Origin of the sequence: Streptomyces sp. NPDC004126 (assembly GCF_050275515.1) — a bacterium.
Classification (GTDB): domain Bacteria; phylum Actinomycetota; class Actinomycetes; order Streptomycetales; family Streptomycetaceae; genus Streptomyces.
In genome coordinates, this window is record NZ_JBNNPF010000004.1 from 19,700 (window position 1) to 32,429 (window position 12,730).

Sequence of the window (12,730 nt, forward strand, 5' to 3'; positions counted from 1 at the left end):
GCTCCTACTGCTCGACCTCGTACGCCTGCTTGTCGACGAGCTTGCCGTCCTTGAAGCAGAACCGGAAAACGGTGTCGTCGTCGGACCAGTCCGAAGTGCCGCTGGAGATCAGGGCCAGGCATTCCGAGCCCTCCGGCCGCGGCGGGCCCTTGCGGTCCATGCCCGCCGTCAGGACGCTGTCCCCGCTCGGCAGGCGCCCCCGCACCGACTCCTCGGACTCGCCCACGCGGACCGCGTCGTACTCCTCCTTGCTGATCATCGCCTTGCTCGCGGAGCCGACCAGCATCACCACCGCCACCCCCATCACGATGATCAACATCACCACCGCCGCCGCGACGGCGATCCCGCAGCCCATCGCCACACCCCCGGTCCGGCTGCGCAGCGGCACCGCCAGCTCGCGGTCCAGCGCGGCCCAGTCCAGCGGCGGCGCGCCCTTCAGCGCCAGCGCCCGCGCCTGCGAGCCCTGCCCGAAGTCGTCGGCGACGTCCTCGACGAGCCCGGCCGGCTCCGTCCCGTACGGCAGCACGCCCGCCACCCGGAACCCGCCGTCCTCGGTCGCCCCCGCGTGCACCATGCCGCCGACCAGCCGGGCCCGCTCCCGCAGCCCGGTCAGCCCCTGCCCGCCCGACACGACCTCGCCCGGAACCCGTCCGGTCGCCGGACCGTTGGCGATCTCCACCACCAGCGAGTCGTCCTCGTAGCGCAGCTCCACGGTGATCGGCGACCCCGGAGCGTGCTTGTAGGCATTGGTCAGCGCCTCCTGCACGATCCGGTACGCCGCGTGGTCGCAGGCGGCGACCAGCGGCCGCGGCTGCCCCGCCGTGCCCAGCCGCACGTCGGTCCCCGCGGCCCGCGCCGCCTCCACGATCCCGGCGATCCCGGCCACCCCCCGCGCGGCCGGCTGCGCCTCCTCCACCGGCGCGGGCGCCTCCACCCCGTCGCGCAGGATCCCGACGACCTCGCGCAGCTCGTGCATGGCCGCCACCGAGGCCTGCCGCAGCACCCCCACCGCCTCGCGCTGGCGGTCGGTGAGCGCGGGGTCCACCTCCAGCGCCCCCGTGTGCACCGAGATCAGCGCCAGCTGGTGGCCCAGGCTGTCGTGCATGTCCTGGGCGATCCGCTGCCGCTCCCGCAGCCTGGCCTGCCCGGCGACCATGGTCCGCTCGCGCAGCAGCCGGTCGTTGCGCTCCTGGAGCGCGCTCAGCAGGGTCCTGCGCTGGTGCCAGTAGCGGCTGGCCAGACCCGGCATGACGGTCGCCGCGAGGAACAGCAGGGTGGAGAAGGCGACCACCAGCATCGGCCGCATCTGCGCCCACTGGTCGAGCAGGGTGAGGCCGACCTCCGCGAGGAAGGCCAGCAGGAACGCGCCGAGCGCCCGGCCCACGCCGACGATGCGCCGGCCCGCGGACCAGCCCAGTACGACCGTCACGAGGAACACCCCGGGCAGCAGCGCACTGGCCGCCGCACCCACCACCAGCGTGGTGGCCGGCAGTCTCCGGCGCAGCAGCACCAGAGACACCACGGCCACGACCCCGAGGACCGTTTTCAGTCCGGAGCTGTTGCTGAGTTCGTCCACGCCGACACCGAGCAGCGCCAGCACGGCGGCGCTCGTCAGGTCCCCCGCCAGCATCCGACGCGACCAGGGTTCGGGGCCCTTCAGCCAGTCCCAGCCCGCACGCGTCCTCGCCTTGGCATCCACAGGCCCGACCCTAGACACCGGCCCCCGCCGCCCGCCGTCTTCTTTCGTCGCGTCCCGCACGACGAAAGTCGTACGGGGCCGGACATGCGAGAAGCCCCGATCCGGAGTCCGGATCGGGGCTTCCCCGATGTGGGCGAGGGGGGATTTGAACCCCCACGTCCCGAAGGACACTGGCACCTGAAGCCAGCGCGTCTGCCGTTCCGCCACTCGCCCGAGCAGCGTCCCAGTGGTTCTTCCCTTTCGGGCCGTTCCCCTGGCGACGTCGAAACATTAACACGTCGAACGGGCCGGATTGAAATCGCTTTCCCCGACCCCCCTCACGACGACCGGCACGGCCCCTCCCACTGTCCCCTCCGGGTGCGGGACACTGTCCCTGGCGCACCCCTACGATCCCTTGTGAGCACCAACACTCCTGCGCGCAGGACCGAAGGGGAACCAGCCGAATCCGCCACGCGTGGATACGATCAGTAAGCAGTACAGGGCGACAACGACGGAGGAGGTGCCCCATGGGAGTCCTGAAGCGTTTCGAGCAGCGCCTCGAAGGTCTGGTGAACGGCACCTTCGCCAAGGTGTTCAAGTCCGAGGTCCAGCCGGTGGAGATCGCCGGCGCCCTCCAGCGCGAGTGCGACAACAACGCCACGATCTGGAACCGCGAGCGGACCGTCGTACCCAACGACTTCATCGTGGAGCTCAGCGCCGGCGACTACGAGCGCCTGAGCCCCTACTCCGGTCAGCTCGGCGACGAACTCGCCGGCCTCGTACGCGACTACGCCAAGCAGCAGCGCTACAGCTTCATGGGCCCCATCAAGGTGCACCTGGAGAAGGCCGAGGACCTGGACACCGGCCTCTACCGGGTCCGCAGTCGCACCCTGGCCTCCAGCACCTCCCAGGACTCCCCCCAGGGCGCCCAGGGCGGGCAGGGCGGATACGGCTACCCGCCGGTCGGCGCCCCGCCCATGCCCCCGGGTCCGCCCGCGGGCGGACCCGGCTCGCGCCCCGGCGCCGCGCCCGCGGCTCCCGGCGCCCCGGGGGCCACGCGCCGCTGGATCGAGATCAACGGCACCCGCCACCAGATCTCGCGCCCGACACTCGTACTCGGCCGCAGCACCGAGGCCGATGTGCGGATCGACGACCCCGGCGTGTCCCGCCGGCACTGTGAGATCCGGACCGGAACACCCCCGACGATCCAGGATCTCGGGTCCACCAACGGCATCGTGGTGGACGGGCAGCACACCACCCGCGCTACGCTCCGCGACGGCTCGCGGATCGTCGTGGGCAGCACCACCATCATTTACCGGCAAGCCGAAGGGTGAAGCGGGGGCAATGTCAGAGCTGACCCTGACGGTCATGCGGTTGGGTTTCCTGGCCGTTCTGTGGCTGTTCGTCATCGTGGCCGTTCAGGTCATCCGCAGCGACCTCTTCGGTACGCGAGTCACGCAGCGCGGCTCGCGCCGCGGCGGCGCCGCCGGCGGAGCCGCGCAGCAGGCGGGACGGCAGGCCGCCCCGCCCCAGCAGCGCCAGCGCAGGGGCGCGCCGACCAAGCTCGTCGTCTCCGAGGGCACCCTCACGGGCACCACGGTCGCCCTCGCCGGCCAGACGATCACGCTGGGCCGCGCCCACGACTCGACGATCGTGCTGGACGACGACTACGCCTCCAGCCGGCATGCCAGGATCTACCCCGACCGTGACGGCCAGTGGATCGTCGAGGATCTCGGGTCCACGAACGGCACGTACCTCGACCGGACCCGGCTGACCACCCCGACGCCCATTCCGCCGGGCGCCCCGATCCGCATCGGCAAGACCGTCATCGAGCTGCGGAAGTAGTACGAGAATGAGCGAGCGGAGCGAGCGAGCCGCGGCGGTCCGTCCCACCGGGGACACGGACCCGAGCGCGCTCCCGACCGGAGGGTGGGCAGTGTGGCTCGAGACCGGTTGTACCCCGAGGCGTCGACAGGGCAGGTGCGCATGAGTCTGTCCCTGCGTTTCGCCGCCGGATCGCACAAGGGGATGATCCGCGAGGGCAACGAGGACTCCGGCTACGCCGGTCCCCGGCTCCTCGCCGTCGCCGACGGCATGGGCGGCCAGGCAGCCGGCGAGGTCGCCAGCTCCGAGGTCATCTCCTCGCTCGTCCAGCTCGACGACGACGTCCCGGGCTCCGACATCCTCACCGCCCTCGGCATCGCCGTGCAGCGCGCCAACGACCAGCTGCGCGCCATGGTCGAGGAAGACTCCCAGCTCGAAGGCATGGGCACCACGCTCACCGCCCTGCTGTGGACCGGCCAGCGCCTCGGCCTCGTGCACGTCGGCGACTCGCGCGCCTACCTGCTCCGCGACGGCGTCCTCACGCAGATCACCCAGGACCACACCTGGGTGCAGCGCCTCGTCGACGAGGGCCGGATCACCGAGGAGGAGGCGACCACCCATCCGCAGCGCTCCCTCCTCATGCGGGCGCTCGGCAGCGGCGACGTCGTGGAGCCCGACCTCTCCATCCGCGAGGTCCGGGCCGGCGACCGCTACCTGATCTGCTCCGACGGCCTGTCCGGCGTGGTCTCCCACCAGACCCTGGAAGAGACCCTCGCCGACTACCACGGCCCGCACGAGACCGTGCAGTCCCTGATCCAGCTCGCCCTGCGCGGCGGCGGTCCGGACAACATCACCTGCATCGTCGCGGACGTCCTCGACACCGACAGCGGCGACACCATGGCCGCCCAGCTGAACGACACCCCGGTCGTCGTCGGCGCGGTCGCCGAGAACCAGCACCAGCTCTTCGACGGCAACGCCATGCAGACGCCGGCCGGGCGGGCCTCCGGGCTCGGCCGCCAGGCCCCGCCGCCCGCGGGCGCCTTCGGCCCTCCCGGCAGCGGCGAAGCCCCCGGCTACGGATACCCCGACCAGGGCCAGGGCGGCGCACTGGGCAGCTTCGGCGAACCCGAGCCCTACGACGCCGACGGCAAGTACGAGGACACCTACGACCACCCGCGCAAGCGGCGCAGCAAAGGGCGCAAGTGGACCACGCGCACGCTGATCCTGCTGCTCGTGGCCGGTGTCGTCGGCGGCGGCCTGTACGCGGCGCACCGGTGGACGCAGACGCAGTACTACGTCGGCGTCAAGGGTGACCACGTCGCGCTGTACCGCGGCCTCAGCCAGAACCTGGCCTGGATCCACCTCTCGGAGGTGGAGACGGACCACCCCGAGATCGAACTGAAGTACCTCCCGCCCTTCAAGCGCAAGCAGGTCGAGGCCACGATCAGCGAGAGCAGCATCGACGGCGCGCGCAAGAAGATCGAGGAGCTCGGGGTCCAGGTCTCCGCCTGCAAGCAGGACGAGGCACGCCGCGCCTCCGAAGCCCAGGGCAACCAGACGCCCGGCCCCAGCCTGACTCCCGCGGAGCAGGCTGTCGTCGGCCAGTGCGAAAAGCAGTAGACATACGCGGGCACAGGGGGCCTGCCACACCATGAGCGTTGTCACCAACACGACCACCATCGGCGCCATCGAGGCGCCGAGCCGACGGAACACCGAGCTCCTGCTGCTCGCCTTCGCCGTGGTCATCCCGATCTTCGCCTACGCCAACGTGGGCCTGTCCATCCACGGCGAGCTGCCCCCGGGCACGCTGCTCTACGGACTCGGCTTCGCCGTGCTCGCGGGCATCGGCCACCTCGTCGTCCGGCGGTACGCCAAGTACGCCGACCCGCTGCTGCTGCCGATCGCGACGCTGCTCAACGGGCTCGGCGTCGTCCTGATCTGGCGCCTGGACCAGTCGGAGCGGCTGCAGAACCTCGCCAAGCGCAGCTTCGGCACCTTCTCGGAGTCCGCGCCGCGCCAGATGATGTACACGGGGCTGGCCCTCGCCCTGTTCGCGGTCGTGCTGCTGGTCCTCAAGGACCACCGCGTGCTCCAGCGGTTCACGTACATCTCCATGGCCGGCGCCCTGATCCTGCTGATCCTGCCCGTCATCCCGGGTCTGGGCGCGGACGTCTTCGGCGCCAAGATCTGGATCAGCGTCGGCGGCTTCTCCATCCAGCCGGGCGAGTTCGCGAAGATCGTCATCGCGATCTTCTTCGCCGGCTACCTGATGGTGAAGCGCGACGCCCTGGCCCTGGCCAGCCGCCGCTTCATGGGCCTCTACCTGCCGCGCGGCCGCGACCTCGGCCCGATCCTGATGATCTGGGCGATGAGCCTGCTCGTCCTCGTCTTCGAGAACGACCTCGGCACCTCGCTGCTGTTCTTCGGCATGTTCGTGATCATGCTGTACGTGGCCACCGAGCGGACCAGCTGGATCGTCATCGGCCTGCTCATGTCGGTCGGCGGTGCCACCGTCGTCGGCGCCACGGCCAGCCACGTCAAGGCCCGAGTCACCGCCTGGCTCGACCCCTTCGCCTGCTACTCCACGTCCGGCGCCTGCGAGCAGGTCGGCCAGTCGATCATGAGCTTCGGTTCCGGCGGGGTGCTCGGCACCGGCTGGGGCCAGGGCAACTCGGACCTGATCGGCTTCGCCGCCAACTCCGACTTCATCTTCTCCACCGTCGGCGAGGAGCTCGGCCTGACCGGTGTCATGGCCTTCCTCCTGCTCTACGGCCTGATCATCGAACGTGGTGTGCGCACCGCCCTCGCCGCCCGCGACCCCTTCGGCAAGCTGTTCGCCATCGGTCTCTCCGGCGCCTTCGCCCTGCAGATCTTCGTCGTCGCCGGCGGAGTCATGGGCCTCATCCCCCTCACCGGCATGACCATGCCCTTCCTCGCCTCCGGCGGTTCCTCCGTCCTGGCGAACTGGGTCCTCATCGCCATCCTCATCCGGATCAGCGACACCGCACGCCGACCTGCCCCGGCCCCCGCCCCGTCCCCCGACTCCGAGATGACCCAGGTGGTCCGCCCGTCATGAACAAGCCCCTGCGCCGCATCTCGCTGTTCTGCGGGCTGCTCGTCCTCGCCCTGCTGATCCGGACCAACTGGCTGCAGTACGTCCAGGCCGAGGAGCTCAGCACGCGCAAGGAGAACCGCCGGGTCCAGATCGCCCAGTACGGCACCGAACGCGGCAACATCATCGTCCAGGGCGGCCAGCCGATCACCGGGTCCGCCGTCACCGCGGGCAGCGACTACAAGTTCAAGCGGACCTACGTCGACGGCCCCCTGTGGGCGCCCGTCACCGGCTACGCCTCGCAGGCCTTCGGCTCCACCCAGCTGGAGTCCCTGGAGGACGGCATCCTCACCGGCAACGACGACCGGCTCTTCTTCGACCGCACCATCGGCATGTTCACCGGGGAGAAGAAGCGCGGCGGCAACGTCATCACCACGCTGAACCCCGCCGCCCAGAAGGCCGCCTTCGACCAGCTCGGCACCAAGAAGGGCGCGGTCGCGGCGATCGACCCCCGCACCGGCGCCATCCTGGCCCTGGTCAGCACCCCCTCGTACGACCCGTCCACCTTCGCCGGCAACTCCAAGGGCGACGAGAAGGCCTGGGTCGAGCTGAAGGACTCCGAGGACAAGAAGCTCGTCAACCGCGCCCTGCGCGAGACCTACCCGCCGGGCTCCACCTTCAAGGTGGTCACGGCCGCCGCCGCGCTGGAGAACGGCGTGGTCAGCGACATCAACGCGCCCACGGACACCCCCGAGCCGTACATCCTGCCCGGCACGAAGACCCCGATGGTCAACCACGCCGTCGGCTGCGAGAAGGCGAGCCTGAACGACGCGCTGAGGGTCTCCTGCAACTCGGTCTTCGCGAACCTGGGCGACAAGGTCGGCCGCGACAAGATGGTCGAGACGGCCCAGAAGTTCGGCTTCAACAACGACAAGATCGACACCCCGGTCCGGGCCTTCGCCAGCGTCTACGACAAGACCATGGGCCGCGACGGCAACGCGCAGAGCTCCATCGGCCAGTTCAACACCGCGGCCACCCCGCTCCAGATGGCCATGGTCACCGCCGCCATCGCCAACGACGGCAAGCTGATGAAGCCGTACATGGTCGACCAGCTCACGGCGCCCGGCCTCGACACGATCGAGAAGCACGAGCCCTCCGAGATGGGCAAGCCCCTCAGCGCGGCGAACGCGCAGAAGGTCCAGCAGATGATGGTCAACGTCGTCGAGAAGGGCACGGGAACCAAGGCCCAGATCAACGGCGTCAAGGTAGGCGGCAAGACCGGTACCGCCCAGCACGGCGAGAAGAACGCCAAGCGCCCCTACGCCTGGTTCATCTCCTACGCCGAGCTCCCCGACGGCAGCTCGCCCGTCGCCGTGGCCGTCGTGATCGAGGACAGCGCCGCCGACCGTGAGGACATCAGCGGTGGCGGCCTGGCCGCACCCGTCGCGAAGGCCGTCATGGAAGCCGTCCTGAAGAACAAGGGATGAGTACCGGAGACAGGATCCGAGCGCTCGGTACCGGTCCGATATCAGCCTGTGGTCACGAACCGATCACCGTCGATCGGCCGGTAGCCTTGCCGCGAACAGCACACCGCCGGACCACACACCGGTGCGGTCGGGACTGACGGAGAGGGCTGGAACGTTATGGAAGAGCCGCGTCGCCTCGGCGGCCGGTACGAGCTGAGCCACGTGCTCGGCCGCGGTGGCATGGCCGAGGTCTACCTCGGCCACGACACCCGGCTCGGCCGTACCGTAGCCGTCAAGACCCTGCGTGCCGACCTCGCCCGTGACCCGTCCTTCCAGGCCCGGTTCCGCCGCGAGGCCCAGTCGGCCGCCTCGCTGAACCACCCGGCGATCGTCGCCGTCTACGACACCGGCGAGGACTACGTCGACAACATCTCCATCCCGTACATCGTGATGGAGTACGTCGACGGCTCGACCCTGCGCGAGCTGCTGCACTCCGGCCGCAAGCTGCTCCCCGAGCGCACCCTCGAAATGTGCATCGGCATCCTCCAGGCGCTGGAGTACTCGCACCGCGCCGGCATCGTCCACCGGGACATCAAGCCGGCCAACGTGATGCTCACCCGGACGGGCCAGGTCAAGGTCATGGACTTCGGCATCGCCCGGGCCATGGGCGACTCCGGCATGACCATGACGCAGACGGCCGCCGTCATCGGCACCGCCCAGTACCTCTCCCCGGAGCAGGCCAAGGGCGAGCAGGTCGACGCGCGCTCCGACCTCTACTCCGCGGGCTGCCTGCTCTACGAGCTGCTGTGCGTCCGTCCCCCGTTCGTCGGCGACTCCCCGGTGGCCGTCGCGTACCAGCACGTACGCGAGGAGCCCCAGCCCCCGTCGAACTTCGACCCCGAGATCACGCCCGTGATGGACGCCATCGTCCTCAAGGCCCTGGTCAAGGACCCCGACTACCGCTACCAGTCCGCCGACGAGATGCGGGCCGACATCGAGGCCTGCCTCGAAGGCCAGCCCGTCGCCGCGACCGCCGCCATGGGCGCCGCCGGCTACGGCTACCCCGACCAGGGCGGCTACGGGCACCAGGGCTACGACCAGCCCACCACCGCCCTGCGCTCCCAGGACTCCGGCCAGACCTCGATGATGCCGCCGATGCCCCCCGGGGGCGGCGACGGCAACTACGGGTACGACAACCAGGGCCACGGCGGCTACGACCAGGGCCACGGCCGCCGCCAGCAGAAGAAGAGCCGCGTCTCGACGGTCCTGCTGGCCGTCGCCGCCGTCCTCGTCCTGGTCGGCGCGATCCTGATCGGCCGGACGATCTTCAGCAACACCGCGGACAACCGCCCGGCAGTGCCCAAGCTCGTCGGCCAGACCTTCGAGCAGGCGCAGAGCAGCGCCAAGAACATGGGCCTCGGCCTGGAGAAGGAAGCCGAGGAACCCTGCGAGGACCAGCCCAAGGGCAACGTCTGCTCGCAGAACCCGGCAGCCGGCGAGAAGGTCGACAAGGGCGCCACGGTCAAGGTGAAGGTGTCCTCGGGCGCCCCCAAGGTCGCGGTCCCCGACGTCACGCGGCTGAAGTTCGAGGACGCCGAGTCGAGCCTGAAGTCGAAGAAGTTCCAGGTCGAGAAGAAGCTCGTCGAGTCCGACACCGCCGCTCCCGGCACCGTGCTGGAGCAGAACCCCAAGAGCGGCAGCCAGGCCGAGCAGGGTTCCGTGATCACCCTCCAGGTCGCCAAGGAAGTCGCCAAGGGCGTCGTCCCGGACCTCAAGGGCATGAACAAGGCAGCCGCGACCAAGGCCCTCGCGGACGCCAAGCTGAAGCTCGGCAGCACGACCGAGGTCGACTCCCCGGGAGCCGCGCCCCAGACGGTCGTGGCGCAGCAGTACGAGCCCGGTACGCAGCTCCCCAAGGACACCCCGGTCAACGTCAGCATCTCCAAGGCGTCCTCCCAGCCGACCGTGGTCCCGCCTCTGGCCGGCCAGACCGTGTTGCAGGCCAAGAACACCCTCAAGGCGGCCAACCTGAACTTCGGTTCGGTCCTGGCCGGCCCGACGGACGACAGCGCCGTGATCATGGCCTCCGAGCCGGCCGCCTCGTCTCCGGTCCCGGCGGGCACGGTGATCAACGTCCGGACCATGGCCAACCCCAGCCAGCCGCAGGACGGCGGCCAGCAGGGCGGAGGCTGGTTCGGCGGCCTCACCGGCGGCAACCGCCGCTAGCAGGACCCGGAAGTGAAACGGGCCCGGCCCCCCTCCTGGAGGGGGGCCGGGCCCGTTTCACGTGAAACATCGCGGGGGGAAGGGGGGAACGCCCTCAGCGCAGCTCCGCCGGCTTGGTGCGCTTGTCGTCCACCTTCTCCGTCCGCACCAGCTCGCCCCAGACGATGTAGCGGTACTTCGAGGTGTAGACCGGGGTGCAGGTCGTCAGCGTGATGTAGCGGCCCGGGGCGGTCTTGCCCGACTGCTTCGGGACCGGGTTGATCACGTCCGTGTTGTACTTCGAGGTCTGGGCCAGCTCCGCGAAGACCTTGTAGACGTACCAGGTGTCCTTGGTCTCGAAGACGATCGCGTCGCCGTTCTTCACCTTGTCGATGTTGTGGAACTTCGCCCCGTGGCCGTCGCGGTGCGCGGCGAGCGCGAAGTTGCCCTTGTCGTCCCAGGGCAGCGCGGACTTCACCGGGTCCAGGTAGTACCCGGCCACGCCGTCGTTCAGGACGTCCGGCGCGGTGCCCTCCTTGACCAGCACCTCGCCGTTCTTCATCGCGGGCACGTGCAGGAAGCCGACCCCGTCCTTGGTGTCCAGGGCGCCCGGCCGCACCGGACCGCTCGCCGATGGCGAGGGGCTGCCCCAGCGCTGGCGGATCTCGTCGCCGCGCGCCGAGGCCTGCCGGTCGGCGAGGACGTTGGTCCACCAGAGCGAGTACGCCACGAACAGGCCCAGGACCAGGCCCACCGTGATCAGGAGCTCGCCCAGCAGGCTCAGGGCCCCCGCGATCACACTGCGGTCGGCGGGCGGCGGTGCGGAACGTCGTCGGTGGGCACGAGACACTGCGGGTTCGTCCTTACGGGCTGGTCATCGCGGGCGGGGCGCCCTGGTTTCGGGGGCGTTCATCGGTCATCCTGCCCCATACGATCATCCGGTAGGTGCTGGTGAACTCCGGCGTGCAGGTCGTCAGCGTGATGTAGCGGCCCGGTCCGGTGAACCCGGAGCCCTCCGGCACCGGCTTGATCACCGCCACGTTCGCCGGCGAGGTCTGCGGCAGCGACGAGGTCATCTGGTACGTGTAGTACGCGTCCCGGGTCTCCACGACGATCGCGTCACCCGGCACCAGCTGGTTGATGTAGCGGAACGGTTCCCCGTGGGTGTTGCGGTGTCCGGCGACCGCGAAGTTCCCCTGCTTGTCGGAGGGCATCGCCGTCTTCAGCGCCCCCTCGCCGTAGTGGCCGGCCATCCCCTTGTCGAGGACCTTCGCCTTGCTGATGCCCTCGGCCACCGGCACCTTCAGGTCCAGCTTCGGGATGTGCAGGATCGCGAAGCCCTGGCCGGGCTCGAAAGCGGCCACGGGCGGCGGCGCGCCCGCCCCCGGCGGGTGCTCCCAGGTCTGCTGGAGCGATCCCGCGGCCCCGTCGGCCGCCCGCTCCGCCAGGACGTTCGTGTACCAGAGCTGGTAGGTGACGAAGAGCAGCATCACCACGCCGGCGGTGATGAACAGCTCGCCGACGGCCCGGCTGAGCACCACCACCGGCCCGCCGCCCCGCGGACGGGCGCGCCTGCGGCCCCGTCCGCTCCCGCCGCGCCTGCGGGAGCGCGCGTGCGAGCGCTTCGCGGCCTCCTGCGCAGCCCTGCGCCGCGCGGCCCGGCCCTCGCTGGGCGCGGACGGCGCGACCGCCGTCACGCGACGGCCTTGCCCACCACCGGGGCCAGCCCCACCGACCGCTCGACGGCTCCGGCGTCACCGCAGCGCACGAGCCAGTTGGCGAGCATCCGGTGGCCCCACTCGGTCAGCACCGACTCGGGGTGGAACTGGACGCCCTCCACGTCGTGCTCCCGGTGCCGCAGGCCCATGATGATCCCGTCCTCGGTGCGCGCGGTCACCTCCAGCACGTCCGGCAGGGTCGCCGGCTCGGCCGCGAGCGAGTGGTAGCGGGTCGCGGTGAAGGGCGACGGCAGTCCGGCGAAGACGCCGAGCCCCTCGTGGACCACGGGCGAGGTCTTGCCGTGCAGCAGCTCGGGGGCGCGGTCGACGACGCCGCCGTAGGCGACCGCCATGGACTGCATGCCGAGGCAGACTCCGAAGACGGGTACGCCCGTGTCGGCGCAGTGCCGGACCATGTCGACGCAGACGCCCGCCTCTTCCGGCGTGCCGGGGCCGGGCGAGAGCAGGACGCCGTCGAAGCCGTCCTGTGCGTGCGCGAGCTCCACCTCGTCGTTGCGCAGCACCTCGCATTCGGCGCCGAGCTGGTAGAGGTACTGGACCAGATTGAAGACAAAGCTGTCGTAGTTGTCGACAACCAGAATGCGCGCGCTCACGGAGTGGCTCCCGATCCCTCGTCCACCGTCACATCGTTGAACGGAAGGAGCGGCTCTGCCCACGGGAACACGTACTGGAACAGCACGAACACCACCGCCAGGACCAGTACGAGGGAGATCAGCGCGCGCACCCACGCGTTGCCCGGCAGATGCCGCCAGATCCAGCCGTACAT

Annotated in this window: 10 protein-coding genes, 1 tRNA gene and 1 pseudogene; 6 read left to right on the plus strand and 6 right to left on the minus strand. The window is 70.4% G+C overall.

The window, feature by feature from the left end; translation table 11 throughout:
* Positions 1-4: 4 nt before the first annotated feature.
* Entirely contained in the window at positions 5-1,699 is a 1,695-nt protein-coding gene (locus ACQKM2_RS05365) for a sensor histidine kinase (protein WP_427706840.1), read from the minus strand.
* A 130-nt stretch (positions 1,700-1,829) separates the two neighbouring features.
* Positions 1,830-1,912: transfer RNA gene (locus ACQKM2_RS05370), tRNA-Leu, on the minus strand.
* Positions 1,913-2,205: 293 nt separating this feature from the next.
* On the opposite strand from ACQKM2_RS05370, the gene ACQKM2_RS05375 reads away from it, so the two are divergent.
* The 6 genes from ACQKM2_RS05375 to pknB all read left to right on the plus strand — a co-directional run bounded on the left by ACQKM2_RS05375 (position 2,206) and on the right by pknB (position 10,246).
* Complete coding sequence (locus ACQKM2_RS05375) at positions 2,206-3,012, plus strand: FhaA domain-containing protein (RefSeq protein WP_427706843.1); 807 nt, start codon at positions 2,206-2,208, stop codon at positions 3,010-3,012.
* Positions 3,013-3,022: 10 nt separating this feature from the next.
* Positions 3,023-3,523: an FHA domain-containing protein FhaB/FipA gene (locus ACQKM2_RS05380; protein ID WP_427706845.1), complete on the plus strand. Its 501-nt coding sequence runs from the start codon at positions 3,023-3,025 to the stop codon at positions 3,521-3,523.
* A 141-nt stretch (positions 3,524-3,664) separates the two neighbouring features.
* Positions 3,665-5,122, plus strand: coding sequence for a PP2C family protein-serine/threonine phosphatase (locus tag ACQKM2_RS05385; RefSeq protein ID WP_427706848.1), 1,458 nt, complete (start codon positions 3,665-3,667; stop codon positions 5,120-5,122).
* Between the two features lie 31 nt (positions 5,123-5,153).
* On the plus strand, positions 5,154-6,578 hold the full coding sequence (locus ACQKM2_RS05390; RefSeq protein WP_427706850.1) for an FtsW/RodA/SpoVE family cell cycle protein: 1,425 nt from the start codon (positions 5,154-5,156) through the stop codon (positions 6,576-6,578).
* Positions 6,575-8,041: a peptidoglycan D,D-transpeptidase FtsI family protein gene (locus tag ACQKM2_RS05395; protein ID WP_427706852.1), complete on the plus strand. Its 1,467-nt coding sequence runs from the start codon at positions 6,575-6,577 to the stop codon at positions 8,039-8,041. Before ACQKM2_RS05390 ends, ACQKM2_RS05395 begins: the two co-directional genes overlap by 4 nt.
* A 156-nt stretch (positions 8,042-8,197) precedes the next feature.
* Complete coding sequence (gene pknB / locus ACQKM2_RS05400; RefSeq protein WP_427706854.1) at positions 8,198-10,246, plus strand: Stk1 family PASTA domain-containing Ser/Thr kinase; 2,049 nt, start codon at positions 8,198-8,200, stop codon at positions 10,244-10,246.
* 94 nt (positions 10,247-10,340) lie between these two features.
* Here the strand turns inward: pknB and ACQKM2_RS05405 are convergent, their stop codons facing one another.
* The 4 genes and pseudogenes from ACQKM2_RS05405 to ACQKM2_RS05420 all read right to left on the minus strand — a co-directional run bounded on the left by ACQKM2_RS05405 (position 10,341) and on the right by ACQKM2_RS05420 (position 12,730).
* Positions 10,341-11,075, minus strand: a complete 735-nt coding sequence (locus ACQKM2_RS05405) for a class E sortase (protein WP_427706856.1) — start codon at positions 11,073-11,075, stop codon at positions 10,341-10,343.
* 13 nt (positions 11,076-11,088) lie between these two features.
* Positions 11,089-11,964: pseudogene (locus ACQKM2_RS05410) on the minus strand (class E sortase); the annotation flags it as partial.
* On the minus strand, positions 11,919-12,557 hold the full coding sequence (locus tag ACQKM2_RS05415; protein WP_125595746.1) for an aminodeoxychorismate/anthranilate synthase component II: 639 nt from the start codon (positions 12,555-12,557) through the stop codon (positions 11,919-11,921). The gene ACQKM2_RS05415 and the pseudogene ACQKM2_RS05410, both read right to left, overlap by 46 nt.
* Entirely contained in the window at positions 12,554-12,730 is a 177-nt protein-coding gene (locus ACQKM2_RS05420) for a hypothetical protein (protein ID WP_030011120.1), read from the minus strand. The genes ACQKM2_RS05415 and ACQKM2_RS05420 overlap by 4 nt, the downstream gene beginning before the upstream one ends.

Bases quoted from the DNA above. Each gene is read 5' to 3' on its own strand.
- ACQKM2_RS05375 (WP_427706843.1), top strand. From the start codon at position 2,206: ATGGGAGTCCTGAAGCGTTTCGAGCAGCGCCTCGAAGGTCTGGTGAAC.
- ACQKM2_RS05380 (WP_427706845.1), top strand. From the start codon at position 3,023: ATGTCAGAGCTGACCCTGACGGTCATGCGGTTGGGTTTCCTGGCCGTT.
- ACQKM2_RS05385 (WP_427706848.1), top strand. From the start codon at position 3,665: ATGAGTCTGTCCCTGCGTTTCGCCGCCGGATCGCACAAGGGGATGATC.
- ACQKM2_RS05390 (WP_427706850.1), top strand. From the start codon at position 5,154: ATGAGCGTTGTCACCAACACGACCACCATCGGCGCCATCGAGGCGCCG.
- ACQKM2_RS05395 (WP_427706852.1), top strand. From the start codon at position 6,575: ATGAACAAGCCCCTGCGCCGCATCTCGCTGTTCTGCGGGCTGCTCGTC.
- pknB (WP_427706854.1), top strand. From the start codon at position 8,198: ATGGAAGAGCCGCGTCGCCTCGGCGGCCGGTACGAGCTGAGCCACGTG.
- ACQKM2_RS05420 (WP_030011120.1), bottom strand. From the start codon at position 12,730: ATGTACGGCTGGATCTGGCGGCATCTGCCGGGCAACGCGTGGGTGCGC.